Origin of the sequence: Haladaptatus sp. CMAA 1909 (assembly GCF_043952005.1) — an archaeon.
In the GTDB taxonomy this organism is placed as follows: Archaea; Halobacteriota; Halobacteria; order Halobacteriales; family Haladaptataceae; genus Haladaptatus.
Genome location: NZ_JBIOAV010000002.1, coordinates 1 through 23,763, shown reverse-complemented (window position 1 = coordinate 23,763; position 23,763 = coordinate 1). Strand labels below are relative to the sequence as shown.

The 23,763-nt window shown below is 62.5% G+C and carries 23 protein-coding genes; 15 read left to right on the top strand and 8 right to left on the bottom strand.

Going from position 1 to position 23,763, the window contains the following annotated elements:
* The first annotated feature begins 46 nt into the window (after window positions 1-46).
* Window positions 47-1,420, top strand: a complete 1,374-nt coding sequence (locus ACGYLY_RS18205) for an aminotransferase class III-fold pyridoxal phosphate-dependent enzyme (RefSeq protein WP_395284382.1) — start codon at window positions 47-49, stop codon at window positions 1,418-1,420.
* A gap of 43 nt (window positions 1,421-1,463) precedes the next feature.
* Here ACGYLY_RS18205 and ilvA read toward each other — a convergent pair whose 3' ends face one another.
* A complete protein-coding gene (gene ilvA / locus ACGYLY_RS18200) occupies window positions 1,464-2,732 on the bottom strand; it encodes a threonine ammonia-lyase (protein WP_395284383.1) in 1,269 nt (422 codons plus the stop codon).
* Window positions 2,729-4,009, bottom strand: coding sequence for an amidohydrolase (locus ACGYLY_RS18195; protein WP_395284384.1), 1,281 nt, complete (start codon window positions 4,007-4,009; stop codon window positions 2,729-2,731). Before ACGYLY_RS18195 ends, ilvA begins: the two co-directional genes overlap by 4 nt.
* A 131-nt stretch (window positions 4,010-4,140) precedes the next feature.
* On the opposite strand from ACGYLY_RS18195, the gene ACGYLY_RS18190 reads away from it, so the two are divergent.
* Window positions 4,141-5,112: a D-2-hydroxyacid dehydrogenase gene (locus ACGYLY_RS18190; protein WP_395284385.1), complete on the top strand. Its 972-nt coding sequence runs from the start codon at window positions 4,141-4,143 to the stop codon at window positions 5,110-5,112.
* Between the two features lie 74 nt (window positions 5,113-5,186).
* Here ACGYLY_RS18190 and ACGYLY_RS18185 read toward each other — a convergent pair whose 3' ends face one another.
* On the bottom strand, window positions 5,187-6,365 hold the full coding sequence (locus ACGYLY_RS18185; protein WP_395284386.1) for a M24 family metallopeptidase: 1,179 nt from the start codon (window positions 6,363-6,365) through the stop codon (window positions 5,187-5,189).
* A gap of 174 nt (window positions 6,366-6,539) precedes the next feature.
* Here ACGYLY_RS18185 and ACGYLY_RS18180 point away from each other — a divergent pair, with 174 nt between their 5' ends.
* The 3 genes from ACGYLY_RS18180 (at window position 6,540) to ACGYLY_RS18170 (ending at window position 8,300) form a co-directional block, all read left to right on the top strand.
* Window positions 6,540-6,803: a HalOD1 output domain-containing protein gene (locus ACGYLY_RS18180; RefSeq protein ID WP_395284387.1), complete on the top strand. Its 264-nt coding sequence runs from the start codon at window positions 6,540-6,542 to the stop codon at window positions 6,801-6,803.
* A gap of 134 nt (window positions 6,804-6,937) precedes the next feature.
* Entirely contained in the window at window positions 6,938-7,438 is a 501-nt protein-coding gene (locus ACGYLY_RS18175; protein ID WP_395284388.1) for a DUF6653 family protein, read from the top strand.
* A 148-nt stretch (window positions 7,439-7,586) separates the two neighbouring features.
* Window positions 7,587-8,300 (top strand): DUF2270 domain-containing protein, encoded by a 714-nt coding sequence (locus tag ACGYLY_RS18170; RefSeq protein ID WP_395284389.1) that lies wholly within the window; start codon window positions 7,587-7,589, stop codon window positions 8,298-8,300.
* A gap of 72 nt (window positions 8,301-8,372) precedes the next feature.
* On the opposite strand, the gene ACGYLY_RS18165 is transcribed toward ACGYLY_RS18170, so the two are convergent.
* Window positions 8,373-10,748, bottom strand: a complete 2,376-nt coding sequence (locus tag ACGYLY_RS18165) for an amino acid permease (RefSeq protein ID WP_395284390.1) — start codon at window positions 10,746-10,748, stop codon at window positions 8,373-8,375.
* 391 nt (window positions 10,749-11,139) lie between these two features.
* Here ACGYLY_RS18165 and ACGYLY_RS18160 point away from each other — a divergent pair, with 391 nt between their 5' ends.
* From ACGYLY_RS18160 to ACGYLY_RS18145, 4 genes are all read left to right on the top strand, one after another.
* Window positions 11,140-11,646 (top strand): MOSC domain-containing protein, encoded by a 507-nt coding sequence (locus ACGYLY_RS18160; protein WP_395284391.1) that lies wholly within the window; start codon window positions 11,140-11,142, stop codon window positions 11,644-11,646.
* A gap of 82 nt (window positions 11,647-11,728) precedes the next feature.
* Window positions 11,729-12,052, top strand: a complete 324-nt coding sequence (locus ACGYLY_RS18155) for a tRNA-binding protein (protein ID WP_395284392.1) — start codon at window positions 11,729-11,731, stop codon at window positions 12,050-12,052.
* A gap of 221 nt (window positions 12,053-12,273) precedes the next feature.
* A complete protein-coding gene (locus tag ACGYLY_RS18150; RefSeq protein ID WP_395284393.1) occupies window positions 12,274-13,692 on the top strand; it encodes an amidohydrolase in 1,419 nt (472 codons plus the stop codon).
* Window positions 13,693-13,761: 69 nt separating this feature from the next.
* A complete protein-coding gene (locus ACGYLY_RS18145) occupies window positions 13,762-14,037 on the top strand; it encodes a ubiquitin-like small modifier protein 1 (protein ID WP_395284394.1) in 276 nt (91 codons plus the stop codon).
* A gap of 23 nt (window positions 14,038-14,060) precedes the next feature.
* Here the strand turns inward: ACGYLY_RS18145 and ACGYLY_RS18140 are convergent, their stop codons facing one another.
* Window positions 14,061-15,368, bottom strand: coding sequence for an acetamidase/formamidase family protein (locus ACGYLY_RS18140; protein WP_395284395.1), 1,308 nt, complete (start codon window positions 15,366-15,368; stop codon window positions 14,061-14,063).
* A gap of 679 nt (window positions 15,369-16,047) precedes the next feature.
* Here ACGYLY_RS18140 and ACGYLY_RS18135 point away from each other — a divergent pair.
* Window positions 16,048-16,392, top strand: a complete 345-nt coding sequence (locus ACGYLY_RS18135) for a HalOD1 output domain-containing protein (RefSeq protein WP_395284396.1) — start codon at window positions 16,048-16,050, stop codon at window positions 16,390-16,392.
* Window positions 16,393-16,514: 122 nt separating this feature from the next.
* On the opposite strand, the gene ACGYLY_RS18130 is transcribed toward ACGYLY_RS18135, so the two are convergent.
* Together ACGYLY_RS18130 and ACGYLY_RS18125 are read right to left on the bottom strand one after the other, a co-directional pair.
* The gene (locus ACGYLY_RS18130; RefSeq protein WP_395284397.1) at window positions 16,515-17,102 is read right to left on the bottom strand and encodes a plastocyanin/azurin family copper-binding protein; all 588 of its coding nucleotides are present in this window, start codon (window positions 17,100-17,102) and stop codon (window positions 16,515-16,517) included.
* 132 nt (window positions 17,103-17,234) lie between these two features.
* Window positions 17,235-18,761 carry a (R)-citramalate synthase gene (locus tag ACGYLY_RS18125; RefSeq protein WP_395284922.1) on the bottom strand — a complete coding sequence of 509 codons (1,527 nt, stop codon included), beginning with the start codon at window positions 18,759-18,761 and terminating at the stop codon, window positions 17,235-17,237.
* A gap of 405 nt (window positions 18,762-19,166) precedes the next feature.
* Here ACGYLY_RS18125 and ACGYLY_RS18120 point away from each other — a divergent pair, with 405 nt between their 5' ends.
* From ACGYLY_RS18120 to ACGYLY_RS18105, 4 genes are all read left to right on the top strand, one after another.
* The gene (locus ACGYLY_RS18120; protein WP_395284398.1) at window positions 19,167-19,571 is read left to right on the top strand and encodes a CBS domain-containing protein; all 405 of its coding nucleotides are present in this window, start codon (window positions 19,167-19,169) and stop codon (window positions 19,569-19,571) included.
* A 140-nt stretch (window positions 19,572-19,711) separates the two neighbouring features.
* Complete coding sequence (gene proC / locus ACGYLY_RS18115; protein WP_395284399.1) at window positions 19,712-20,488, top strand: pyrroline-5-carboxylate reductase; 777 nt, start codon at window positions 19,712-19,714, stop codon at window positions 20,486-20,488.
* Window positions 20,481-21,311: a glutamate 5-kinase gene (gene proB, locus ACGYLY_RS18110; protein WP_395284923.1), complete on the top strand. Its 831-nt coding sequence runs from the start codon at window positions 20,481-20,483 to the stop codon at window positions 21,309-21,311. The genes proC and proB overlap by 8 nt, the downstream gene beginning before the upstream one ends.
* On the top strand, window positions 21,304-22,635 hold the full coding sequence (locus ACGYLY_RS18105) for a glutamate-5-semialdehyde dehydrogenase (RefSeq protein WP_395284400.1): 1,332 nt from the start codon (window positions 21,304-21,306) through the stop codon (window positions 22,633-22,635). The genes proB and ACGYLY_RS18105 overlap by 8 nt, the downstream gene beginning before the upstream one ends.
* 15 nt (window positions 22,636-22,650) lie before the next feature.
* Here the strand turns inward: ACGYLY_RS18105 and ACGYLY_RS18100 are convergent, their stop codons facing one another.
* Entirely contained in the window at window positions 22,651-22,923 is a 273-nt protein-coding gene (locus ACGYLY_RS18100; RefSeq protein ID WP_395284401.1) for a hypothetical protein, read from the bottom strand.
* 339 nt (window positions 22,924-23,262) lie between these two features.
* Between ACGYLY_RS18100 and ACGYLY_RS18095 the strand changes: the two genes are divergently transcribed.
* Window positions 23,263-23,709, top strand: coding sequence for a hypothetical protein (locus ACGYLY_RS18095; protein WP_395284402.1), 447 nt, complete (start codon window positions 23,263-23,265; stop codon window positions 23,707-23,709).
* The last annotated feature ends 54 nt before the right edge of the window (window positions 23,710-23,763 follow it).

Below are 23,763 nucleotides of genomic sequence, written 5' to 3'. Positions count from 1 at the left end.
CCGTAACGACAACAAGTTTTAATAACGGGATATACGAACATTGTGTATGGATAGGGACACGGCGAATCCCGACGTGGTCACGCTGCCCGGTCCGAACGCACAGAAGTGGATCGATTTTCATCACGAACACTCCGCGCCGAGCGAGTTCTCACACGAGTTCGTCTGGGACGTGACGGGCGAGGCGGACGGCCCGTTCGTCACCGACGTCGACGGCAACGTGTTGCTCGATTTTACCTGCCACATCGGCGCGGCACCGCTCGGGTACAACAACGAGAAGATACTCGGCAAACTGCGCGAGTTCTCGCTGGTCGAACCGATGAAAATCGCCGGACAGGACATGTACTTCGGCGCGGGTCCGGACCCGGAGACGGCGGAGTTCCCCGCGTCGAGCCACCTCGTCGAAAAACTCGTCGACGTCTCCAGCCAGTACGGCATGGACACCGTCTTCCTCTCGAACTCCGGGGCCGAGGCAATGGAGAACGCCATGAAGATAACCCACGACCACAAACCCGCCGCCAAGTACGCCTTCACGTTCGACGGGAGCTTTCACGGACGAACGCTCGGGACCCTCTCGTTGACCCGTTCGAACGAGGTGTACACGCGTCACTACCCGGAAATCGCGGGAATCCGTACGGTCCCGTTCTGCGATGCGACGGGCGACACTGACGACAGCGACGGCGCTTGTGACTGCGGCTTTTTCACCGGAAACGGCTCACAGTTACGGAACGCGCTCCAACCGGAAGGCGGTCACGTCAACCCCGACGAAGTCGCGTTCGTCACCATCGAACCGGTTCAGGGCGTCGGCGGCTATCGGTTTCCGAACCCCGAGTTCATGGCCGAAGTCGGCGATGTCTGTGAAACCTACGACATCCCGCTCGTCGTCGACGAAATCCAGTCCGGCGTGGGTCGCACGGGAGAGATGTGGGCGTCGGACCACTACCCCATCGAACCCGACGTCATCGCCAGCGCGAAGGCGCTTCGGACCGGTGCGACCATCTCACGGTCCGACCTCTTCCCGTCCGAGAAGAACCGGTTGGGGTCGACGTTCGGCGGCGGCGACCTCCTCGCGTCGATGCAGGGCGCGCTCACGCTCGACGCCATCGAGGAGTACGACCTGCTCGGAAACGCGACGGAACGCGGACGGCAAGCAAAGGAACTGCTCCGCGACGCCGCGCCGGGACACGTCGTCGACGTGCGTGGCAAAGGACTCATGCTCGCCGTGGAGTTCGACACCGCGGACCGCCGGGACGAAGTCGTTCACGAGGCGCTGAAACGCGGCCTCCTCACCCTCGGATGCGGGAAGAAGACCATCCGCCTCCTTCCGCCGCTCGATTCGACGGAACGCGAAATCGAGATGGGCGTCGGCATCCTGAACGAGGCCATCGAGGCGGCGGGGACGCCGTCGGCGAAACCGGCCTGAGAAACGCGTGAACGAAACCCGGTGACGACGGTTTCGGTTCGCGTCACCCGTCCAGCGTGCTGTTTTCTACCTCGATTCCGTCCCGGTCGTTCAACGCGTCCAACACCGATGAGAGGTGCTCCCGTCCGCCTCCTGCCACGCCGACCGTCACCGGCGTTCGGTTCGGGTCGTCCGCGTCGATTCGTCGTGCCCGCTCTACTTCCTCAAGTTCCGCGCCGTGGCGGTCGAGGGTTTCGGTCAGTGCGCCGAGTCCGGTCGGCCAGTCGGCGACGGAGAGACGGGCCTCCGCGTATCGGCCGAGTCGCATCAGACCGGTTCGGGTGCAATCGGCGTGTTCCGAGAGGTTCACGTTGCCGCCGGAGACGACGACCGCGACGTGTTCGTCCTCCACGTCCACCGCGCCGGAGAGCAGCGCCGCGAGCGGCGCTGCCCCCGCCGTTTCGGCCACGGTTTTGGCACGCTCCGCAAGGAGCGTGACGGCGACACGCATCTCGCGGTCGCTGACGCTCACCACGTCGTCCACCCGTTCGCGAATGACGGCGAACGTCTTGCCGAGCAGCCGGGTGTCGGCGATGCCTTCCGCCACGGTGTCTACGTCCGGCAGTTCGTGAATTTCGCCGCGTTCGAGCGACGGTTTGGCGTGGAACGCCCCCTCGGGTTGGACGCCGACGACGCGAATATCCGGGTCGTGCGCTTTGAGAACCGTCCCGATGCCCGAAATCAACCCGCCGCCGCCGATGGAGACGAGGACGGTATCTATCTCGGGATACTGGTCGAGGAGTTCGAGGCCGACGGTTCCCTGTCCCGCGATTATCTCCTCGTCGTTGAACGGGTGGACGAACTGCAACCCCTCCTCGTCCGCGAGTTCGAGGGCGTGCTCGTAGGAGCGTTCGTAGATGTCGCCTTCGACGACGACGTCCGCACCGTACCCGCGCGTCGCTTCTATCTTCGCCGAGGGGGTCACTTCGGGAACGACGATGGTCGTGTCGATGTCGAGCAGTCCACCCGCGAACGCGACGCCCTGTGCGTGATTCCCCGCGCTCGACGCGACGACGCCGCGTTCGCGTTCCGCCGGGGACAACCCCGCCATCGTGTTGTACGCGCCGCGACTCTTGAACGACCCCGTCCGCTGCATGTTCTCCAGTTTAAGGCCGACGGAGGCCGCCCCGCTTCGCTCCGCGAACGTCGTGGACCGGTCCAGCGGCGTCCGGTGAACCACGCCGTCGAGGCGATCCCGCGCTGCGTTCACGTCGGTGACAGTGACGATATCGTCGGCGGTGCGTTTCCCGCCGTCCGTCCGTTCGGAGTTCACGCTTCGGTCCCCGAGACGGAACGGATGGATTCGACCAGCACGTCCACGCCGATTTCGAGGCTTCGCTCGTCCACGTCGAACGTCGGCGTGTGATGGCTGGTCGGGTGGTCGGTGCCGACGATGAGGTACGTCGCGAGGCCACCGTTTTCCTGTACCCGCCGCATCAAAAACGTCGCGTCCTCGCTCGCGCCGAAGTCCGCGGCCGGGAGGACCGATTCGACGCCCGCCGTCTCGCGGGCGACGCCCGCCACGACGTCGGCGAGTTCGGGGTCGCTGTCGGCGCGAGGGGATTTGCTCCGCACGTCGATGTCCACGTCACAGCCGTGCATCTCGGCGGCGGTTTCGAGCGTCCTGTCCAATCGCGATTGCATGTACTCCATGAGTTCGGTCGTCTCGCCGCGCGCCTCCGCTTCGACGTGTGCGAAGTCGGCGATGACGTTGCTCGACGTCCCCGCCTCCGCCCACCCGAGGTTGACGCGGGTCATCCCGTCCTCGTGCCGCGGAATCCCGTAGGCGTTCTGGATGGCAGTACCGAGCGCCTGCATCGCGTTGTCGCCGTCCTGCGGCGCTTTCCCGGCGTGTGCGGAGGTTCCCTCGAACGTCACGTCGACGTGGCACATGGCGAGCGGTCGCTCGATTCCGGCGACCACCTCGCCGGTCGGGTGGTCCAGACCGACGTGGACGGCGAAGAGGTAATCGAGGTCGTCGGCGAATCGGCTTTCCGCCATCGGGTGGCCGCCGCCGGACACCTCCTCTGCGGGTTGGAAGAAGACGACGAGCGTTCCGTCGAAGTCGCTCTCCGCGATGGCTTCGAGCGTCGCCAACCCCCACGTCATGTGTGAATCGTGACCGCAGGCGTGCATCGTCCCGTCCCCTTCGGACCTGAATCCCTCGGCGACGGGCACGTGGTCGTCGTCCGTCGATTCCTCGATGAAGAGGCCGTCGATGTCCACCCGAAGGCCGACCGTGGGTCCCGAACCTCGGTTCAGGACCGCGACGATCCCGGTGTTTCCCCCTTCCATGCTGTCGAGGAGGTCCGGGTCGGCACCGCGTTCGCGGGCGCGTTCGGACCACTCCTCGATGTCCTCGGCGTCGGGGACGGCCATCCTGTCGTCGCTGTCGTACACCTCGGTGCCGACGGCGAGTTCGTCGACGCCGATCCCCCGAATCTCCTCGACGAGTCGGTGTGTCGTGTAGAACTCGCGCCACGCCGGTTCCGGGTACCGATGGAACTCGCGTCGCACGTCGACGAGTCGGTCACGTATTGACTCTGCCATGTGTGGTACTGACACGCCCCAATCACTTAATTGTAAACGCAATCCGTTGACAGCGACTACACAAAAGGACTAAGTTGGACCCCCACAATCGTTCGGCCATCGATTCGCGTCAATCGACGCGGCGGTGCATCATGAGTGAAAACCCGGATATCGTCGTCCTCCGCGAGGGGACCGAAGGACTGTCGATGGAATCGTACGCAGAGGCGTTGTGCGACCGCCTCCCCGACCGAACCGTCGTCCACGCCCGAACGCCGAAAGAGGAACGCGAACTCGTCGCCGACGCGCGGGTCGTCACCGGCATCACCGTGGACGAATCCCTGCTCGCCCGCGCCGACAAACTCGAACTGTTCGCGTGTACCTTCGCGGGCACCGATCACGTCCCCATGGACGCCCTCGCGGAGCGCGGCGTCGCGGTGACGAACGCGGGCGGCATCCACGCACCCGGCATCGCCGAGCAGGCTGTCGGAAACATGCTCGTCTTCGCCCGCCGCCTCCACGAGGGATGGCGACGCAAGCAGCGCTCCGAGTGGCGGCACTTCCAGTCCGGCGAACTCACCGGCAGCACCGTGACGGTCATCGGTCTCGGGTCCATCGGACAGGCCGTCACACAGCGCCTTCAGGGGTTCGACGTCGAAACCGTCGGCGTCCGATACACCCCGGAAAAGGGCGGACCGACGGACGAGGTGGTCGGCTTCGACGAGGACGCCATCCACGATGCGCTTTCGCGCAGTCGCTACGTCGTCGTCGCCTGCCCGCTCACTGAGGCGACGCGCGGCCTCATCGGAACGTCGGAGTTCGCGACGATGCCGACGGACGCCGTCCTCGTCAACACCGCTCGCGGTCCGATCGTCGATACCGACGCGCTCGTCGCCGCGCTCCAATCGAACAAGATTCGGGGGGCGGCACTGGACGTGACCGACCCCGAACCCCTCCCGGCCGACCACCCGCTCTGGGATTTGGAGAACTGCCTCATCACACCGCACACCGGCGGCCACACGCCGCTGCACTGGGACAGACTCGCCGACATCGTGGCGGAGAACCTGGAACGCCTCGAATCGGGCGAGACGCTGGACAATCAGGTTCGCGCGCCGGAGACTAACTGAGGGTTCTTTTCCCCCGCTAACGGCCCTCTCACCCGATTCTTCGATGGGTTTCATTGGCCTCCGTGATTCCTCCCCTACGCCGTGAAGAGGCGACGCGGGAAGTCCGCCAGCACTTCGGCACCGTTCGACGTGACGCGGAACGTCTCGCTCAACTCGACGCCGAAATCGTCGAACCAGAGGCCCGGAATCATGTGGAACGTCATGTCCTCTTCCAATCTCGTTTCGTCACCGGGCCGCATGCTGGCGGTGTGTTCGCCCCAGTCCGGGGGATAGCCCAGTCCCATCGCGTAGGCGATGCGGTCCTCCTTTTCGAGGTCGTACTGGGCAATGGTGTCCCGCCAGACCTTCTCGACCGATTCGCAGGTGACGCCGGGTCCGACGGCGTCGATCGCGGCCTCCAGTCCCTCCACGACCACGTCGGCCGTCCGCTGAATCGCGTCCGGCGGGTCGCCGACGAACGTCGTGCGGGCGAGCGGCGAGTGATAGCGGTGCCGACAGCCGGAGAGTTCGATGATGACCGGGTCGCCGTCCTCGAACTCCCGGTCGGTCCACGTGAGGTGCGGCGTCCCCGTGTGGTCCCCCGAGGGCATCAGTGGAACGATGGACGGGTAGTCGCCGCCGAAGTCGTCGGTACCGCGGATGAGGCCGTCGTAGATTGCCGCCGCCGCCTCGTACTCGGGAACGCCTTCCTCGATGGCGTCGAGTCCGGCCAGCATCGCTTCCTCCGAGATACGGGCCGCCTCGCGCATATAATCGAGTTCCCGCTCGCTCTTCTTGATTCTGAGCCAGTTGACGAGGAGCGTGGCGTCCTCGAAACCGGCTTCCGGAAGGTTCTTCTGGAGGCGCGTGTAGGATTTCGCGCTGAAGTAGTAAGCGTCCATCTCCAAGCCGATGTCGCCGTCCTCCACGTCGAGGTCCTCCAACACTTCGCTCAGGTAGTCCATCGGATGGAGGTCGTACGGCGAGTGGACGTAGTCGTCGCTGTACGCGCGGATGCTCTCCTCGCCGAGCCACGTGGTGGCGCGTGCGCCGTTGGCGTCCATACCGCGACCCACCCACACCGGTTCGTCGCGTTCCTGCGTGACTACGACAGCCTGATGGACGTAAAACGACCAGCCGTCGTACCCCGAGAGGTAGTTCATGTTCGCGGGGTCGGCGACGACGAGCGCGTCGAGTTCCTCCTCGCGCAGTCGCTCTTTCGTCCGCTCTAAACGCCGCTCGTACTCGCTATCGTCGAAGATTGCTCGTGGCATGGTAGCGATACACATCTACACAGTCGGGGAATAGCTGTTTAAGTTTTTTGTGTACGTAGAATACGAAACTTGTGTATAAATCGGCTGTCGAGTCACCGGACTGGCCGAATATTTTGGTACATGTTACCTCGTCGCCCAGTAAACCTAATAGCACGACATGCCTCAGCGCAGGGCATGCACGACTCGCCGCCATCGAAAGCAGAGCCATCGATACGTGTCGAATCCGAGACTACCGAATCGCTCACTGCTACCGTGGTGAGGGCGGTGACCGAAGCGAAAGATAGGAAGCCTGCAACCCCCCTTTACGAAGCTATCAACCCGGATGCACTCGAGGACCTCTATCGGCGTGGGTCGCCGGAAATCCGCTTCGAGTACGTAGGATACTCCGTTACGATTCATTCTGACCGATCCGTCACAGTGTCCGAACTCGGTGCGTAGGACCTTTTCAACGGACGAATCACTGGTTTCGCGGACGCGTTTTCCTGCCATCTAGACGGTCTCGCGATTCGTTGTACGTCCACGTTCGACGGAGTTGGAATTCTTTAGCCACTCGGGAGATACCATACGTACGGATGGAAGAACCCAAATCGAACGAACACTCGCTCGATTCTCTGTCGGGGTACTGGCGTCGCGTCAAGGATACGCTCTGGATGCGGCACGCGAATCCACGTAGTGGCTGGTCACGCGTGCTCGTCCTCCCCCTTCTCATGTGCGGAATTTACTTTCGGCGACCGCGCGTCGTCGCGGGGGCAATCGGTTTCAGCGTCATCAATCCCGTTCTCTTCTCCCCGCCAACGAACGACGACGCGTGGATGACGCGGGTCGTCCTCGGCGAACGGATGTACTATCGACATCGCGGAAAGCGACGACCCATCGAGCTTCTCAACTACGCGAACGGACTCGTAACGGCATACGCCGTCCATTCGGCGTACCGGAAACGGCCCCTCAAAACCGTTTTCTTTACTGCGGCGGCGATGGCGATGAAGTTCCTGTTCGTCGGTTACGTGGCCACATACTATCGGGAGAATCGTGACCGGTATCCGGAGGACGTCCCGGACTCCATCGCTGGGTGACACGGACCGAACTCTCGTCGAACGACCCTTCGGTCTACGGCGATTCGATGCCGACTTCGACGAGTTCTATCAGTGACGGCGAAAAGAGAGGGCCGACGACGACAGTTCCACCGAGCGGTAGTTATCCCCGCACGTTCAATTCACTCGTATGGGGGAACGGGAAGACGAGGAGTTCGATCCGGAGCAGCGGAGCGCCCGCGACGTGGCAACGAAGGCTGCGGAGGAGGATTCCGAATTCCTCTCGCTGATGCCGCATTACTATCGCGGCGAAGTCTCACAGATGGCCACGCGGTTGGACCGGTTGGACCTCACGATAGACTGGGCGATAGCCGTCATCGTGGCGATGCTCGCGCTGTCGTTCGAAAGCGTGGACAGTCCGCCGTACTTCCTGCTTATCGGGATGTTCGCGATGGTCATGTTCCTGCTGTTCGATGTTCGGCGGTATCGCACCTACGATGCGACACGTTCGCGGGTGCGGATGATAGAGGAGAACGTCTTCGCGAACGTGTTCAACCCGGAGGGCGCGATTCATCGCGACTGGCGTGAAAAGATCGGTTCGGATCTGCGCAAACCGACGGTGAAAGTGTCGCTTCGAGAGGCCCTCTCTCGCCGACTGAAACGGATATATTTTCCCCTGCTCACGGTTCTCCTCGTGGCGTGGCTCTTCCGCATCTCCGTCTTCGTTCCGAACGAGAGTCCGCTTGCAACCGCCGAAGTTCCGGGAATACCCGGTGCCGTCGTCATCGGTGGCGTACTGCTGTTCTACCTGTCGATGGCGATCGTGACTTTTTGGCCGACCCGGCGCGAAGCGAAAGGGGCGTTCCACGGCGAAGAGGCCGGTGAGTGGAAAGTCGAAGAGTAGGGAAAACGGTCCGGTGAAGACCGCGACACCGACGAGTCCCAGTCGGACCGTCCCGTGCGGCGTTAGTGTCGATCAGTCCGAACGAACGGGGCTGGCCGAATCCGGTCGCTGGTCTCGTCCGAACACCCGTCGAGTGAGCCGACCGAGAGGGGTCAACGCCTCACCGAGACGGCCGGCGATGCCGGTCGGTGTCGCGTAGACGACGACCGGAACGCCGACGGCGTCGGCCTTTCGGATGACTTGATCGGGCGTCGACCCGAGGATCCATCGTTTGAGCAATCGCGTTCGGGATGCGCCGATGAACAACGGTCCCCCGTTCTCGGCGGCGACGTCGACCAATCCGTCGGCGACGCTTTCGGCCGTGACCTCGTGGCGCTCGATGGCGATATCCGACGGCAGTTCGTCGAGGGTGTCCTGCATATCCTCCGTCGTCCCGTTGTCGCTGGTCGGGGTGACGTTGATGACGTGGACCGTCGCGCCCGTTTTACCGAGGGTACCGGCGAGCGAGAGCATGGATTCGTGGTGCGGACCGCCGCCCACGCCGACGTTGATGGCGTCGAGTTCCTCCGAATCCCCCGTTTCGAAGTTCTGCGCGAACAGCACGTCGCAGGGGGCGTTGTATTCGACCGACTCCGCGATTTCGTAGTGTTCTTCGGGGTACCCCATCAGGATGAGGTCCACTCCCGTATCGCGGGCGGTTTCGTTGATGTCGAACCCGACGTCCCGCGAGATGTGCCCGCCGACGGTATACTCGGCGCCGACGTCCACGGTGTCGAGACGCTCCATGAGTCGGTCGGCGCGTTTTTCGGCGGTGTCCTGTACCATCTCGTACGGCGTCTGGTCGGGAATGTGAGTGACGTTGAGGACGTGAATGATGGGGTTTTCGGCGCGGGCGTTCGCCAGCGCCGCGGCCAGTTTCACGTACTCGGGTGCGCGGTTGATGCGCGCCATCGGCACCAGTACGCGGTAGCGGTCTTCGGTCCCCCCTTCTTCCGCCCCCACGTCGGTATCCGGTTCCGATAGCGTCTCCGCTCCGGCTTGCCCATCCCCGGTCGTTCCGAGCGGTTGCGTCTGCTGTTCGACGGCGTGTCTGACCAGTTCGTCCACGTTGGGCGCGCCGCCCCATACGAGGTACCCGCTGACGAACAGTAGTTCGACGGCGACGCCGACGACGATTCCCGTTGGCGGCAACTTGGCGATGAGCGCGAGGTTGGCGACGATTCCCAACACGGGCAACCACGGCGAGAACGGAACCCTGATGGGGCGTTCGAGGTCGGGGAACCGACGACGGGAGGCGATGAGCGCGACGTTGACGACCGCCAACGGCGCGAGCAGGTTCAGGTTCGCGAAACCGGTCAACGCGTTGAGACCGAGGTGAAGCGGGACGATCCCACCTTCGGCGGGGAACAGCGCGATGAAGCCGACGATGAGGGCTGAAATGACCCCCGTCGTCGCGATGACGCTCCAGAACGGGGTGGCGTACGTCGGATGAATCCGGCTGAACCGTCGTGGCGCTTGCCCCTGTTTTCCCATCAGGGAACCGATACCCGACGCCGCCAGAATGGAGGCGTTCGACGCCGACACCATGCTGAAGATGGCACCGGCGACGATGAGCCACTTTCCAAACGAACCCAAGAACGCCGCGGCGACCTTCCCCATTGCGGTTTCGCCCTGCTTCGCGACGACCTCCGCCGGAATCGGCGAGTTGACCATGGCGACGATGACGAAGATGTAGAGCACCGTTACCGTGAGGATGCTCGCGGCGATGGCCTTGGGAACCGTCTTCCGTGGCTCGATTATCTCGCCCGCACTGGCGGCGATGGCGGAGAACCCGAAGAACGTGATGAACGCCACTGCGGCGACGGAGACGATGCCGCCAGCGTCGGTCTGGAAATTGGTCGCGAACTTCCCGACCGCGTGCGTCGGCCCGGCGAATGCGAAGGCACCGCCGATGAACACTACCAGAACGGCCACCTTCGCGCTCGTTACGAGTACCTGAAAGGTGCCGCTCTCCTCGGTTCCCTTCGAATTGAGGTAGCCGAGGAGAACTGTGGTGAGAACGGCGATAGCGCCGTGTGGAATCGGAATGCCGTGGGGAATGATGAACTGGTGGAACCATTCGCCCATGGTTGCGAGGTAGAACGCCGTGGTCGCACAGTAGCCGAGGAACAGCGACGACCCGATGGCGAACAGCAATCGGTCCTCCTCGAACGTGCGCGAGGAAAAGAGGTACCCGCCGCCGTTTTCGCTGTAGATGGAGGCGAACTCCGAGTACGTGTAAGCCGTGATGCTCGCGATAACCGCTGCGATAACGAACGAGATGATCGCGCTGCTTCCCACCGCCGCCACCGCCGTTCCGGAGAGCGAGAAGATACCGGCGGCGATCATCGTCCCGAGGCCGAGCGCGAACGCGACCTTGAATCCGAGTGTCCGGGTGTGCTCGACCATTTCTATGGGGAGATGACGCTACCCGTGCCGGAGTCGGCCGAAGCAGATGGGCACTCGTTATCGGAATTCGATTCGATCGTACAATCGAGAGAGAGGAGTCGCAACGATACGGGCGTTTCACCGAAATCGACATCGTCCTGCGAGCAGTGGCGTCTCATAGTAGTACCTTCTAACCGGATGTGGTAGTTGAGCATTATACTCGGTGTGGTTGCATATTCAAGCGGTAATTTGGGCGACCAGTTTTCGGCCGCTCCTCTCCCCTACGACCGAACTCGTTACACCCCGCCAGACAACACGGACTACCCGTGAAACGAATCGTTTCGTCCGCCAATTCATCGAATCGAGGTGAGCGATGTGAGTCGTTATCTACGTTCGGAGCGAAATGGGTAGCATGGCCCACGTCACGGATCTCTTCATCGCGGAGGGCGGGTCCGAACCGATGCAGTCGGTCACGGAAGTGCACGCAGTCGCCGACGGGGGACTGCGAGGCGACCGATACTTCAACGGAACGGGCTACTACTCGCCGTTCGACGTCTGTCAGGTCACGCTGCTGGCCCGGGAAGCCATCGAGGAGATAAATCGGGAGTTCGGACTCGACCTGACGGCCGGCGAGCATCGGCGCAACATCGTCACCGAAGGTATCGACGTGCACGACCTACTGGACCATCGATTCAGGGTCGGCGACGCGCTGTTGGAGGGGACGAGACCGCGGCCTCCCTGTGCGCACGTCGAACAACTCAACGAGCAGGACGGCGTCGCGCGAGCGCTCAAAAACGGCCGCGGCGGAATCTGTGCGGACGTGGTCGAATCCGGACGGATCGGTGTCGGCGATTCGATTACCGATATCGAATCGCTCGACAAGACCGCCGGCATCATCGAGCGACTGCGGTCGAAGTAGTCGTCGTCTCCGCCGCGCCACGTCGTCGACCAACGACGAAACCGGGCGGTACCACTTACCGTTGTGAAGTAGTGGAATCCGTATGACCGACAGCCCGTTCGACGCGAGCATTCGCGTCGCCGAGGTGCGAGACGCGGAACCGTTTCCCGAAGCCGAGAAGCCCGAAATGGTCAAACTCCGATTGGACCTCGGTGACGAGTCGCTCCGGTCGGCGGCGCAGGTGGGATACCATCATGACGCCGACGACCTCGTCGGAATGCAAGTGCTCTGTGCGACGAATTTGGGGTCGGTTCGAATCGCCGGATTCGAATCGGAGGCGCTGACCGTTGGCGTCCCGGGCGACGACGGAAATCCGGTCCTCGTCACCCCCGAGGAATCGGTTCCCCTCGGCGGAACGCTTTATTAAACCGATCGTCGATATGTGCCCCAATCCTATTTCAACTACCGTAACTCAGTCACCTATCCCACCTATTCCAACGATTTACGTCGTCTCAGGATGGTACAGTAGGGGGATTTCGATGACACACGGTCGGACAGATGCGACGTGAACTCGACAGCGCCGAAGAATACCGGTGAAGGCGGACAGGGAGCCGAACGTTGATGGTCGCGGCATACGAGCCGAGAGTCATGACGAGAGCGAACGTGTTCGAGGAAATCGAAAGCGAGCGGGAACGATTGGTGACGATGGCCCAACGCATCTGGGAGACGCCGGAACTCGGTCTCCACGAGGAGGAATCCGCACAGGTCCTTATCGACCGGTTGGACGAGGAAGGGTTCGACGTCGAGGTCGGAATCGGCGGAATGCCGACGGCGTTCACGGCCTCGTACGGAAGCGGCGACCCGACGGTCGGTATTCTCGGGGAGTACGACGCGCTTCCGGACCTCTCACAGACGGTGACGGCGGATCACGACCCGGTCGAACCGGGCGCGCCGGGACACGGCTGCGGGCACAACCTCTTCGGCGTCGCCGGGGTCGGCGGAGCCATCGGGGTCAAGCGCGCCATCGAACGCGGCGACATCGACGGAACGGTCGAATTCTACGGCTGTCCGGCGGAGGAGACGCTCGTCGGGAAGGTGTTCATGGCCCGCGACGGTGCCTTCGACGACCTCGATGCGGCCATCACGTGGCATCCCTCGACCCTCAGTACGCCCACGCTGGGCCGCTCGCTAGCGATGGACTCGATTCAGTTCACGTTCGAAGGCGTCTCCGCCCACGCCGCCGCGTCACCGGAATCAGGTCGCAGCGCGCTCGACGCCGTCGAACTTCTCAACACCGGCGTCGAATACATGCGGGAACACATCCCCGAGAAGGCCCGCGTCCACTACGTCATCACGGACGGTGGGGACGCGCCGAACGTGGTTCCCGCGACGGCGACTGTGTGGTACTACGTCCGCGCACCGACGCGGTCCGAAGTCGAACGGATCAGCGACTGGTTGACGGACATCGCCGACGGTGCGGCCACGATGACGCAAACGGACGTGGAACGCCGATTCGTCACCGGCTGCTGGGACTACCTTCCCAACCGAACCGTCTCCGACGTCATCTGGGAGACCATGCGGGAGCTCGGGAAGGTCGGATATTCCGACGAGGACCGGGCGTTCGCAGGCGAACTCAAGGGGACCATCCCCGACGACCGAATCGAGGCGAGTCTCGAAGACGTCCCCGAGGAGTACGCCGAGGAGATACGCGACGCGGCCCTCTACGACGAACCGGTTCCACCGCACGCGGAAGGAAAAGTCGGCGGAGGTTCGACCGACGTGGGGGACGTGAGTTGGATAACGCCGACCGGTCAGTTCCGCGCGGCGACGTGGGCGGTCGGGACGCCCGGCCACACGTGGCAGGCAACCGCGGCGAACGGCGACTTCGGGAAGAAAGGGGCCGTCTACGCCGCGAAAGTTCTCGGCGGAACCGCGTACGCGCTCATCGAAAATCCCGCCGTCGTCGCGGAAGCGAACGAGGAGTTCGAGGACGAAACCGGAGAACGGGGCTACGAGACTCCGCTCCCGCCGGAAACCGAACCGCCGTTCGATATGACCTCACCGTGAGATGAGAGGGCGGTGTTCGGTGCGAAAATACGCCGAGCGCATTTCCGTCCATATCGCATAGCAGACCACATGCGAGTTACGGTGTACGGTCCGCTTCGAAGTGCGACAGGCGAGAAAACGGTATCGGTGCGATTCGATGGCGGGTCCGTGAAGGAGGCGCTTGCCGCCTTCGTCGAACAATATCCAAGAGCGAAGACCCAGTTGTACGGCGACGACGGTCGCCTACAGGGCAGTGCGCGCATCTCCGTGAACGGCGAACGGGTCGGCGAGAACGATGCGTGCCCGAGCGATGCGGAACTGACGGTGTTTCCGCCGGTTCGGGGCGGTTGCGAAGACGGACGATAACCGAAATCGAACGAGCGGCCGACCTACAGGTCGTACTGTTCGCGAACGAGGTCTGCGATTCCGCGTTCTTCGAGGCGCTCCATCGGCGCGAGCATCGTGAGTTGCACGACGCCGGGGAGGCGTCCGATTTCGACGCCGCCGGTGAACGTACACCGGGCGCGCACCTCCCCTTCGGACATATCGAGGAGGGTTCCCGCGCGTTCGAAGGCGTTGTCCGTCGCGTCGTTTATCGTCGCGCCGCTCCCGACGACCTGTAGCGGTCCCATCTCGGCGACGTCGTCGACGTCGTACTCGGCCGCGAGCTGTCGGCCGCGCTCGCGTTCCTGCGCCGAGTAGGGTTTGCCGATGTACGGGAGGTCCTCCTCGTTCGGGAGGAGCAGCGGACCGTCGATGTCGAGCCCCTTGATCACCGTAACGTCGAACGTCGCACGGCCGCTCACGTCGGTGGTGTGGAGCGAGAGTTCTCCGTCGCCTTGGTTGGCGTGCATGTCGCCGACGTAAACGCCGCCGCCGTCGATTTTGACGGGACAGACGAGGACCGCCCCTTCGCGGACGGCGTTGATATCCATGTGGCCGTCGGTTCGTCGTGCGAGCGCGTCCTCGTCCGGAAGCCCCCAGTCGTGGTCCGCGCCGATCAGGAACTGGCCGAAGTCCCCGGCGTTGTGGGAGTCGGGGATTTCGATTGGCGGGGTCGTCCCGACGTTTCCGATAAACGGCCTGAGATGACCCAGCGTGCCCGGCATCTCCGACGGTTTGTAGAGGAGAATCGGATGCTGACGCGAATTCTCGGGGAGCGCCATCGCCTCGTCCGCCCGGTTCGCCAACTCGTCGGCACCCGCTTCGTTGACGGTCAATCCGACCGTGCGCTCGTCGTCGAACGCGACCGTGTATCCGTATTCGAAGCCGAACGAAGAGGCGTTCGCACCGCACTCCGCGCATTTGATCGCCTCCTCACCGGTCCCCTCGACGAGGCTCTCCGGCCACTTCGTCCCACAGTTCGGGCACTTGTGGTCGACGAACGGGTCGTCACCGAACGCGCCGTCGCGCTCCCGCATGCTTCCGGTGCTCGTCGCGATGCTCGTCACGTCGATGGAATTGATTGTGAGCGCGATCGCATCGCCCACCTCGGCGTTCTCGACCCGAATCGGACGGGTCACTTCGTGTCCACCCCGGAATTCGGGCGTTATCATCGGTCCCCAGCACGCCGGCGGTGTGTGCGTCTCGATGGTGCCGCCATCGGCGACGGTACCGGCCCACTCCTGTTCCGGACCGACCAGACCGAGGGTAAATCGGTCGACCGTGAGTTCCTGTTGGACTTCTTGCTGTGCCATACTACGGAGGTACGGTATGAGCTACCAAATAACTAGGATGGAACGGTCATCGTTCTTCCATCTCGATACCGCGTCGCATCGCTATGAGGAGAGTGACGCATCGAAAGCAGACGTCGTGTGACGCCTACCCTGTGGCGTGGACGACAGGCAATCATTCCTGAACTACCTTGGTTGTAGAGCTGTACGACGACAATATCATGTTAGAGAGTATCACACATAACTGTTGCTATTAGACAGGTGCGGAGCGTACCAAGCGAACGCGGGTCCGTTGGGTCGCCACGTGGACACCTTCCCCGCTCTCGTCAGGTACGCAGTCGATGGAAAAAGACGGAGTGCGAACCGTGCGCTCACAGGCAGTCGGCGAAAGTGGCTGTGTCCGAGTGATGGCGCTGGACCGTGTCTCTGTTATGCCGTGTGAGTGCGATCGAATCATGGACCGAGGAGGAAAAGTAACTACCTGAAGCACAAAATTTGATTGTAGTATCCATTATTGGAACTATATCGGTGACTAGTGATCGGTGATTCGCCGGGATCGGACGGGTACTGAACGAGACTCGATGGAAGAGCGCATCCCGAATAAGCGTAATCGTCGAGTTCATACCCGATTATTTCACCGAAGTTTTATCAAATTCCCGAGTAAGGGGCGATTACTGAAGTGGATAGCGGAAAAATAGAAGGTATGCCGAGCAAGGCAAGTGCCACTGAGGCGACTTGGTTCGAAGACAATCGTCCGGGTCCGAGCGTCCCACCCCAGTACGTCTTGCAACGGACACGTTCCGTTGACGCCGATGAATCCCTGACAGTGAGTCTCGTCGAAGCACTCGTCGATACGCTGGAACCGCCGGAAAGACAAGCCTCACTCAGCTTGTACGAGTACGTCAATCCGGAGGCACTGGAGGACCTCATCGAGGCGAGCGAGGAGAAAGAGAGCGGCATCGAAGTGCGGTTCACGATCGACGACCATCTCGTCACCGTTCGTAGTAACGGTACCATCCTCATCCACGAGCGGATACAGTGGGACTGAAACGGAGGACATGGGAGGATAGCGACGGCTCGGTCCTCGGATCGAACGTCCGAGCGGTCGAATCGTCCCGTTCACCTCCGTCGCGAACCATCCGGTAGGAAAGAATTTCCCCAGTTCACCGGTCAGGACTCCCCGTAGTCTCCACCGTATCGCAGGAGGAAGTACCCGATCCCCAAGACGAACGCGAGCGCACCGGTAGCGGCCAATCCCAACGTCTTTGCCTTGCTCGGAATCGCCGGTTGGGACGAGCCACTCGAAGCGCCGACGGTGACGGTTCCAGTCATACCGGCGCTTCGGTGAGGGACACAGTAGTACTCGTACTCACCGTTGGTGTTGAACGTGTGCGAGTAAGTGTAGCCGGTGTCGTACAACTTGCTCTGGCCGCCCGGCGTTCCGTCCCAGTTCCCGCCGTCGGGCTGATTTTCGACGAAGATGTTGTGACCGTCCGAGTCCCAAACAAACTCCAACGTCGTTCCGGGCGTTATCGTCACCGAGTCCGGGTCGAATATGAGGTCGCCACCGGGACCGACTTGTACCGTCTGTGTCGTGCCACCACCGCCGCCCGAACTCCCGTTTCCGGAGCTATCGTTCCCTCCCGACCCGCCTTCCTGCGCCGCCGTCGGTTCGGACGCAGCGGTCGCTACCACGCCACCGGCCCCGAGGAGAAAGCCCCTCCGAGTGATCGATTTCTCTCCTGACCCCCCAGCCATGAACCCTCTATCGGTACGGTGAACAGTGAGTGTTGTGGTACATTCCCCGAGCCGATAGCGCGTGGAACGATACGCCACTGTCGGTGCGTGATTTCCATAAAAATCCGCTTCGTGTGGCCGACTTACGGGTCGTCAATCATCGGCCACAGCGGGCTTCGGACTCCGTTCGAGGAGTCGGTTGAACGCGTCGAGCATGACCGTAACGCTGGCGCGAGTGATGTCCGAATCGCTCGCGTTCACCGTCACCGAATGGTCGCCGAGCGACACCTCGACTTCGACGGTGACGAGCGCGTCCGTCCCGCCGGTAATCGCATCCACGTGATACGATTCGAGCGTCGCGTCGATATCGAGCGCCCGTCGGGTCGCGGTGATGGCGGCATCGACGGGACCGCTCCCGACGCCGCTCGCCACCTGCTCTTCGCCGTCGACGGATAGCCGAACGCTCGCGGTCGGTGTCGCACCGCCGCTCGTCGCGGTGAGGTCCAGTAGTTCCACGCGCTGGTCGCGTTGGCGGCCCTGTACTTCGTCCGCGATGGCGAGCAGGTCGGTGTCGGTGATGCGTTTTCCGCGTTCGCCGATCTCCTTCACCTGCTCGACTATCGCGTTCAGTTCCTCCCCGGTTACGTCGACGTCGTGTTCGTCGAGTGCCGCACGGACGCCCGCACGTCCGGCGTGCTTTCCGAGGACGAGTCGTCTCTCGCGGCCGACGGTGCTCGGGGAGTACGGCTCGTACATCGCATCGTCCTTGAGCGTCCCGTCGGTGTGGATTCCCGACTCGTGTGTGAACGCGTTCTCGCCGATGACGGCTTTGTTCGGCGCGAGCGGAACGTCCGTCGCCGTCGCGACCGTCTGTGCGAGGTCGTACAACTTTTCGGACGAGACCGTCTCGACGTCGTAGCCGTGGTCGAGCGCGACCGCGACCTCTTCCAGCGCGACGTTGCCAGCGCGTTCGCCGATGCCGTTCACGGTGGCGTGAACGAGGTCGGCCCCGGCCGCGATGCTCACCAGCGCGTTCGTCAACGCCAACCCGAGGTCGTCGTGGGTGTGAGTACCCGTGGGACCGAGCGGTGCCAATCGGGAGATGACGTCCGCCGTGTGGTCCGGCGTCGCGTGGCCGACCGTATCGCAGTAGCAGATGCGGTCGGCACCGGCGTCGAGGCCCGCACGCATCAGTCGTTCGAGGAAGTCGAGGTCCGCGCGCGACCCGTCCTCACCGAGGACTTCGACCCACAGGCCGTGGTCCTTGGCGTATTCGGTGAGCCGAACGGTCGTCTCGACCACCTCGTCATGCGTCGTCCCGACCTTTCCCTCGATGTGGCGGTCGCTCGCCGGGACCACGAGGTTGACGCCGTTGACCCCGCAGTCGAGCGCCAAGTCGATGTCGCCCTTGATGCCGCGGGCGAAACTCGTCACCGTCGCGTCGAGGCCGAGGTCGGCGACGCGCGAAATCGTCTCTCTCTCGCCCGCTCCCGTGCAAGCGCTGCCCGCTTCGATGAAACTAACGCCGGTCGCATCGAGTTTTCGTGCGATGTCGGCCTTGTCGGTCGGCGTGAGCGAGATGCCGGGCGCTTGTTCGCCATCGCGGAGCGTGGTATCGAGGAACTGTACGTCAGAATCTGAAGGTGGAGTTTGTTCGGGGAGGTCCCCGAATAAATCGATCCCTGGTCATGATATCCAGTCGTGTGTGGTACCCACAACCATATAAGGTGAGTGAGTCTGGCAGATATTGTTGTTTGAACGCAACAATAATAAGGCCGACAGCCCACCTCGTGGATCGAATGCGACGGTACCGGCGGCTATCGTCCGTACGATGGTGCGTATCGAACGTCGAAACCGGGAGGGAGAACGATTAGAATAGTCACCGATTGTAAAATAGGTACGATAGGTAGCTATGAAAGCTATCGTGGATATTCCCCGTTCGCTCCCGTCTCCGTGGTTTCGGACCTCGAACCGGAACCGTTCGATAAACGAGACGGATCGATGCTACGCCGGTCGGATGTGAGGAGTAGGCTTCGAAATTGTAACAGCGGGAACCTTTATCCATATTCGTGAAGAGTAGAGAATATGGAAGACGTTCTGGTGGGACGGCTCATGTCTACCACGCTTCAGACGGTCACGCCCGACACGCTCGTCGAGGAGGCGGCACAGAAGATGCTTGCCAACGAGGTGGGGTCGGTAATCGTCATCGACGACCAAAACCACCTCGAAGGGATCCTGACGACGACGGACTTCGTCAGGATAGTCGCCGAACGCCAACCCAAGGACGAAACGCCCGTCTCCACATACATGAGTACCGATGTGGCCACCGCGACGGCACAAGATTCGATTCGGGACGTCTCCGACCACATGGTCGAACGCGGATTTCACCACATGCCGGTCGTCGACGAGACCGAAGGCGTCATCGGGATGATCACGACGACGGACCTCACGGGATATATCTCACACGTCCAAACGCCGAGTCCGTCGTAAACGAACTCGGCGGGGTATCCAACATCGACCGAAGCGTAACGACCGACGCCTGAGAGGGGCGCGACTTTTTTCGATCGAATGGCAGTCCCTGCCGTTACCAACGTTATTTAGTCTCCGTCCCTACGACGGACCAGTATACGATGGTACAGGCTAGCGTTATCGGGTGTGGAAACATGGGAGGTGCCCTCGTAAAGGGGCTCTCCAGAACGGGAAACCACACCGTAGTTGCATACGACGTGGACCCGGAGGCCCTCGATGCGGTTTCGGAGTATTGCTCGGAGACGACGATGGACGTCGACGCCGCGACCGAACCGGAAATCGTGTTCGTCGCGGTCAAGCCCGACTTGGTCGGGGACGTCGTCGCGGAACTCGAACTCGGCCCGGAGCAGACGCTGATCACCATCGCCGCGGGCGTCCCGACGGCGATGCTCGAAGCGAGGACCGACGCGGCGGTCGTTCGGGTGATGCCGAACCTCGCGGCGGAATCGGGGACGATGGCGGCGGCGGTCGCCGGGGCGGAAGTCACGGACGACGTCGAGTCGCTCCTCGAAGACGTGGGCATCTTCGTCGAAATAGACGAAGCGCAGATGGACGTCGCAACCGCCGTCAACGGCAGCGGACCCGCGTTCGTCTTCTACCTACTCAACGCGGTACAGCAGGCCGGTGTAAGGGGCGGTTTGAGTCCGGAGGATGCGAGGATGCTCGCCGCACAGACGTTCAAAGGTGCCGCCGAGACGGTACTCCGGTCCGACGAGAGCATCGACGACCTGATAGAGGCGGTGTGTTCCCCGAAGGGGACGACGATAGCGGGAATGGAAGTCCTTCGCGACAGTTCCGTGGAGGAGACCATCGGGGGAGCAGTGAAAGCGGCGGAGGATCGCTCCAAGGAGTTGGCACCCGACTATGACGATGAATGAGGCGAGCGAAACGCGGGCGCTGAAACGGGCGCGGAAGAAGGCGGCGACGGCCGACAGAGTCGTCATCAAGGCGGGAACGAACTCGCTGACGGACGAGACGTCGAAGCTCGACGACGAAAAACTCGACAAACTCGTGGACGACGTGATGAAACTGCGAGAGCGCGGGCGGGACGTCCTCTTCGTCTCGTCCGGGGCCATCGGTGCCGGGAAGGGCCGGATCGGGTACCCGAACGGGACCATCGAGGAAGCACAGGCCCTCTCGACGGTCGGTCAGTCCCACCTCATGCGACGGTACACGGAGAGCTTCGAGCGCTACGACCAGAAGATCGCACAGATACTGGTCACGCAAAACGACCTCGACAGCGCCGAACGATTCACCAACTTCAAGAACACCATCGAAACGCTGCTGGAGTGGGGAATCGTCCCGATAATCAACGAGAACGACGCGGTGGCGACCGAGGAGATTCAGATCGGCGACAACGACATGCTCTCGTCGTCGGTGGCGGTCGGCGTGGACGCAGGACTGCTCGTCACGCTCACGGACGTCGGCGGCGTCTACACCAGCAACCCGAAGGAAAATCCCGACGCGGAACGTATCGAAGCGGTAGGGTACAACTACGGGGACGTACAGGAGATCGTCGACGAGAGCGCTACCGCGAAGTTCGGCGGCATCCAGACGAAGGTGGCCGGTGCCCATTCGGTGAGCGAGCGGGGAATCCCGGCCATCATCGCGCGATCCACGAAGGAGGACGTCGTCGAGCGAATCGTCGACGAGGAGGCGGTCGGAACGATATTCGTCCCGGAGGACACCACCGATGACTGAGAAACCCACGGAAACGAAAGTCGAAGAGGCAGAGAGCGCCGCGCTGGAACTCGCCAAGCGATCCGACGACGAGCGGTCGGCGGCGTTGAACGCGATTGCGGACGCGATCATCGAGCGAAGCGACGAGATACTCGACGCCAACGAGCGGGACGTTGGCGACGCGGAAGAACTCCTCGCGGCGGGGGAGTACAGTCAGGCCCTCGTGGACCGACTCGAACTCTCGCCGTCGAAACTCGACGGCATCGCAGAGATGGTTCGGAGCGTCGCCGACCAGGACGACCCGTTGGGGAAGACCCAAACGGCGCGCGAACTCGACGAGAATCTCGAACTGTACAAGTGTACCGTTCCCATCGGCGTTATCGGAACCATCTTCGAATCGCGGCCCGACGCGCTCGTCCAAATCGCCGCCCTGGGACTCAAGTCGGGGAACGCGGTGATACTGAAGGGCGGGAGCGAGGCGAGCAATTCGAACAGGGTACTCTTCGAAATCATTCGGGAAGCGACGTCCGAGATGCCCGACGGGTGGTCGCAACTCATCGAGGCGCGGGCGGACGTGGATGCGCTGCTCGGAATGGACGACGCAATCGACCTCCTCATGCCGCGGGGCAGTTCGGAGTTCGTCAGCTACATACAGGACAACACGAGCATCGCCGTCCTCGGACACACCGAGGGGATCTGTCACGTCTACGTCGACGACGCGGCGGACCTCTCGATGGCGACGGACATCGCGTACGACGCGAAAGTGCAGTATCCCGCCGTCTGTAACGCGGTGGAAACGCTGCTCGTCCACGAGAGCGTGGCCGAGGAGTTCCTCCCGGAGATAGCCGAGCGCTACGAGGACGCGAACGTCGAGATGCGAGGGGACGAAGCGTCCCGCGAAATAGTCGCGATGGAAGCGGCAGGGGAAGACGACTGGTCGACCGAGTACGGCGATTTGATTATCGCCGTCAAAGTCGTGGACTCGCTCGTCGATGCCATCGACCACATCAGCGCGTACAGTTCGAAGCACACGGAGTCCATCGTGACCGAGGACGCCGAGCGCGCGCGTCGCTTCATGCGCGGCCTCGATTCGGCGAGCGTGTTCCACAACGCCTCGACCCGGTTCAGCGACGGCTATCGGTTCGGCTTGGGGGCCGAGGTCGGAATCAGCACGGGAAAGATACACGCGAGGGGACCGGTCGGCCTCGAAGGTCTGACGACCTACCAGTACTACCTCGAAGGCGACGGACAGGTCGTCGGAACCTACGCCGGGGCGGACGCGAAGCCGTTCACCCACGAGGACTTCGACGGGTCGTGGAACCCGGGGTCGCTGTCCGACCGGTAGGGGTTCAAGCGGCGGTCACTGAAGTTGCATTTGATCCGCGTGTTCGGCCGCGAGGTCGGCGATTTCGTCGGCGGTGGCGTCGGATCGATCCGCGAGGACGCGAAGCAACATTGCCAATTGGGAGACGGTCATCTCCTGTAGCTCTTCGTTTTCCTCGACGTCGTTTCCGAAGTAGTACTCCTGTTCGCCGCCGTGGTGAACGAGTCCGACGTACACGGATTCGAGTCCCTCTCCGGCAACGGCATCGGCCGCTCGTTCTTGCAGTTCCTCGAATTCGGGGTTTTCCATCGTCCGGTAAACGGAACGAAGCCCCGTCAATCCACGGGTAGAACGGCCGCGTGCACACCGGTTCCCGAGTCGACGGGTCGTTCTATCCCGTTCGAACGCTACCGTATTGGTACAAATCCTTATGTTGTTGTATATCCTATATGTAGTCGGAGAAGGACGAGGGGGGACTTCTATCGGAGTACAGCAGTAGTACAGTCGGGGACCGTCGGTGAGAGCCGAAAATCGGTGAACGACCCGCCGGACATCCGACGTCCGAGGTTTCCCATCGACTTTCGTATTCCGTCTCGCAGTTCTGCGGCGGATTCCACGCATTCCTACTCGATAGAGGGGGTGGCGGAGATGACGAACAAGAAACAAGAAGTACAGTCCGAATACGACCGCGGCTACGACGAGGGGTACGAACGGGCACAGCATCGAACCCGACGGTCGAATCGGCGAGGAGCCTTGGGCATCGTTCTCGGGACCATCGCGGTCGCCTTGATGGCGATACTGGTGATACTGGCCGTCCTTTTGGGAGGGATTTGGCTCGGCTCGCTCGTCGCCGACCAACCAGCGAACGCGCCGGTTACACCCGTCGTTCCGGCGGGCACTGGAGTCACCGGCGACGTGACGGTCGTAGAGGGAGACACGACGGTGACGGTTGCGGGGACGGGCGTGGCGAGCGTCCCGAATTTCGGTGGCGGTCACGTCGTCATCACGGTCGAACCGACGACCGTCACTGTCCCGACGAACGGAGACCTATCGGCGATTTCGATTCGAACGGGTGGCATCACCGTTCGCGGATGACGTCGTTTCGACCGGCGAGCGACGGTGAGACGGTGGGTACCTTGACATCCTCCT

What these genes read in the sequence shown, in the direction of transcription:
- ACGYLY_RS18205 (WP_395284382.1), top strand. Translation starts at nt 47, where the DNA reads ATGGATAGGGACACGGCGAATCCCGACGTGGTCACGCTGCCCGGTCCG.
- ACGYLY_RS18195 (WP_395284384.1), bottom strand. Translation starts at nt 4,009, where the DNA reads ATGGCAGAGTCAATACGTGACCGACTCGTCGACGTGCGACGCGAGTTC.
- ACGYLY_RS18190 (WP_395284385.1), top strand. Translation starts at nt 4,141, where the DNA reads ATGAGTGAAAACCCGGATATCGTCGTCCTCCGCGAGGGGACCGAAGGA.
- ACGYLY_RS18185 (WP_395284386.1), bottom strand. Translation starts at nt 6,365, where the DNA reads ATGCCACGAGCAATCTTCGACGATAGCGAGTACGAGCGGCGTTTAGAG.
- ACGYLY_RS18180 (WP_395284387.1), top strand. Translation starts at nt 6,540, where the DNA reads ATGCACGACTCGCCGCCATCGAAAGCAGAGCCATCGATACGTGTCGAA.
- ACGYLY_RS18175 (WP_395284388.1), top strand. Translation starts at nt 6,938, where the DNA reads ATGGAAGAACCCAAATCGAACGAACACTCGCTCGATTCTCTGTCGGGG.
- ACGYLY_RS18170 (WP_395284389.1), top strand. Translation starts at nt 7,587, where the DNA reads ATGGGGGAACGGGAAGACGAGGAGTTCGATCCGGAGCAGCGGAGCGCC.
- ACGYLY_RS18165 (WP_395284390.1), bottom strand. Translation starts at nt 10,748, where the DNA reads ATGGTCGAGCACACCCGGACACTCGGATTCAAGGTCGCGTTCGCGCTC.
- ACGYLY_RS18160 (WP_395284391.1), top strand. Translation starts at nt 11,140, where the DNA reads ATGGCCCACGTCACGGATCTCTTCATCGCGGAGGGCGGGTCCGAACCG.
- ACGYLY_RS18155 (WP_395284392.1), top strand. Translation starts at nt 11,729, where the DNA reads ATGACCGACAGCCCGTTCGACGCGAGCATTCGCGTCGCCGAGGTGCGA.
- ACGYLY_RS18150 (WP_395284393.1), top strand. Translation starts at nt 12,274, where the DNA reads ATGACGAGAGCGAACGTGTTCGAGGAAATCGAAAGCGAGCGGGAACGA.
- ACGYLY_RS18145 (WP_395284394.1), top strand. Translation starts at nt 13,762, where the DNA reads ATGCGAGTTACGGTGTACGGTCCGCTTCGAAGTGCGACAGGCGAGAAA.
- ACGYLY_RS18140 (WP_395284395.1), bottom strand. Translation starts at nt 15,368, where the DNA reads ATGGCACAGCAAGAAGTCCAACAGGAACTCACGGTCGACCGATTTACC.
- ACGYLY_RS18135 (WP_395284396.1), top strand. Translation starts at nt 16,048, where the DNA reads ATGCCGAGCAAGGCAAGTGCCACTGAGGCGACTTGGTTCGAAGACAAT.
- ACGYLY_RS18130 (WP_395284397.1), bottom strand. Translation starts at nt 17,102, where the DNA reads ATGGCTGGGGGGTCAGGAGAGAAATCGATCACTCGGAGGGGCTTTCTC.
- ACGYLY_RS18120 (WP_395284398.1), top strand. Translation starts at nt 19,167, where the DNA reads ATGGAAGACGTTCTGGTGGGACGGCTCATGTCTACCACGCTTCAGACG.
- proC (WP_395284399.1), top strand. Translation starts at nt 19,712, where the DNA reads ATGGTACAGGCTAGCGTTATCGGGTGTGGAAACATGGGAGGTGCCCTC.
- proB (WP_395284923.1), top strand. Translation starts at nt 20,481, where the DNA reads ATGAATGAGGCGAGCGAAACGCGGGCGCTGAAACGGGCGCGGAAGAAG.
- ACGYLY_RS18105 (WP_395284400.1), top strand. Translation starts at nt 21,304, where the DNA reads ATGACTGAGAAACCCACGGAAACGAAAGTCGAAGAGGCAGAGAGCGCC.
- ACGYLY_RS18100 (WP_395284401.1), bottom strand. Translation starts at nt 22,923, where the DNA reads ATGGAAAACCCCGAATTCGAGGAACTGCAAGAACGAGCGGCCGATGCC.
- ACGYLY_RS18095 (WP_395284402.1), top strand. Translation starts at nt 23,263, where the DNA reads ATGACGAACAAGAAACAAGAAGTACAGTCCGAATACGACCGCGGCTAC.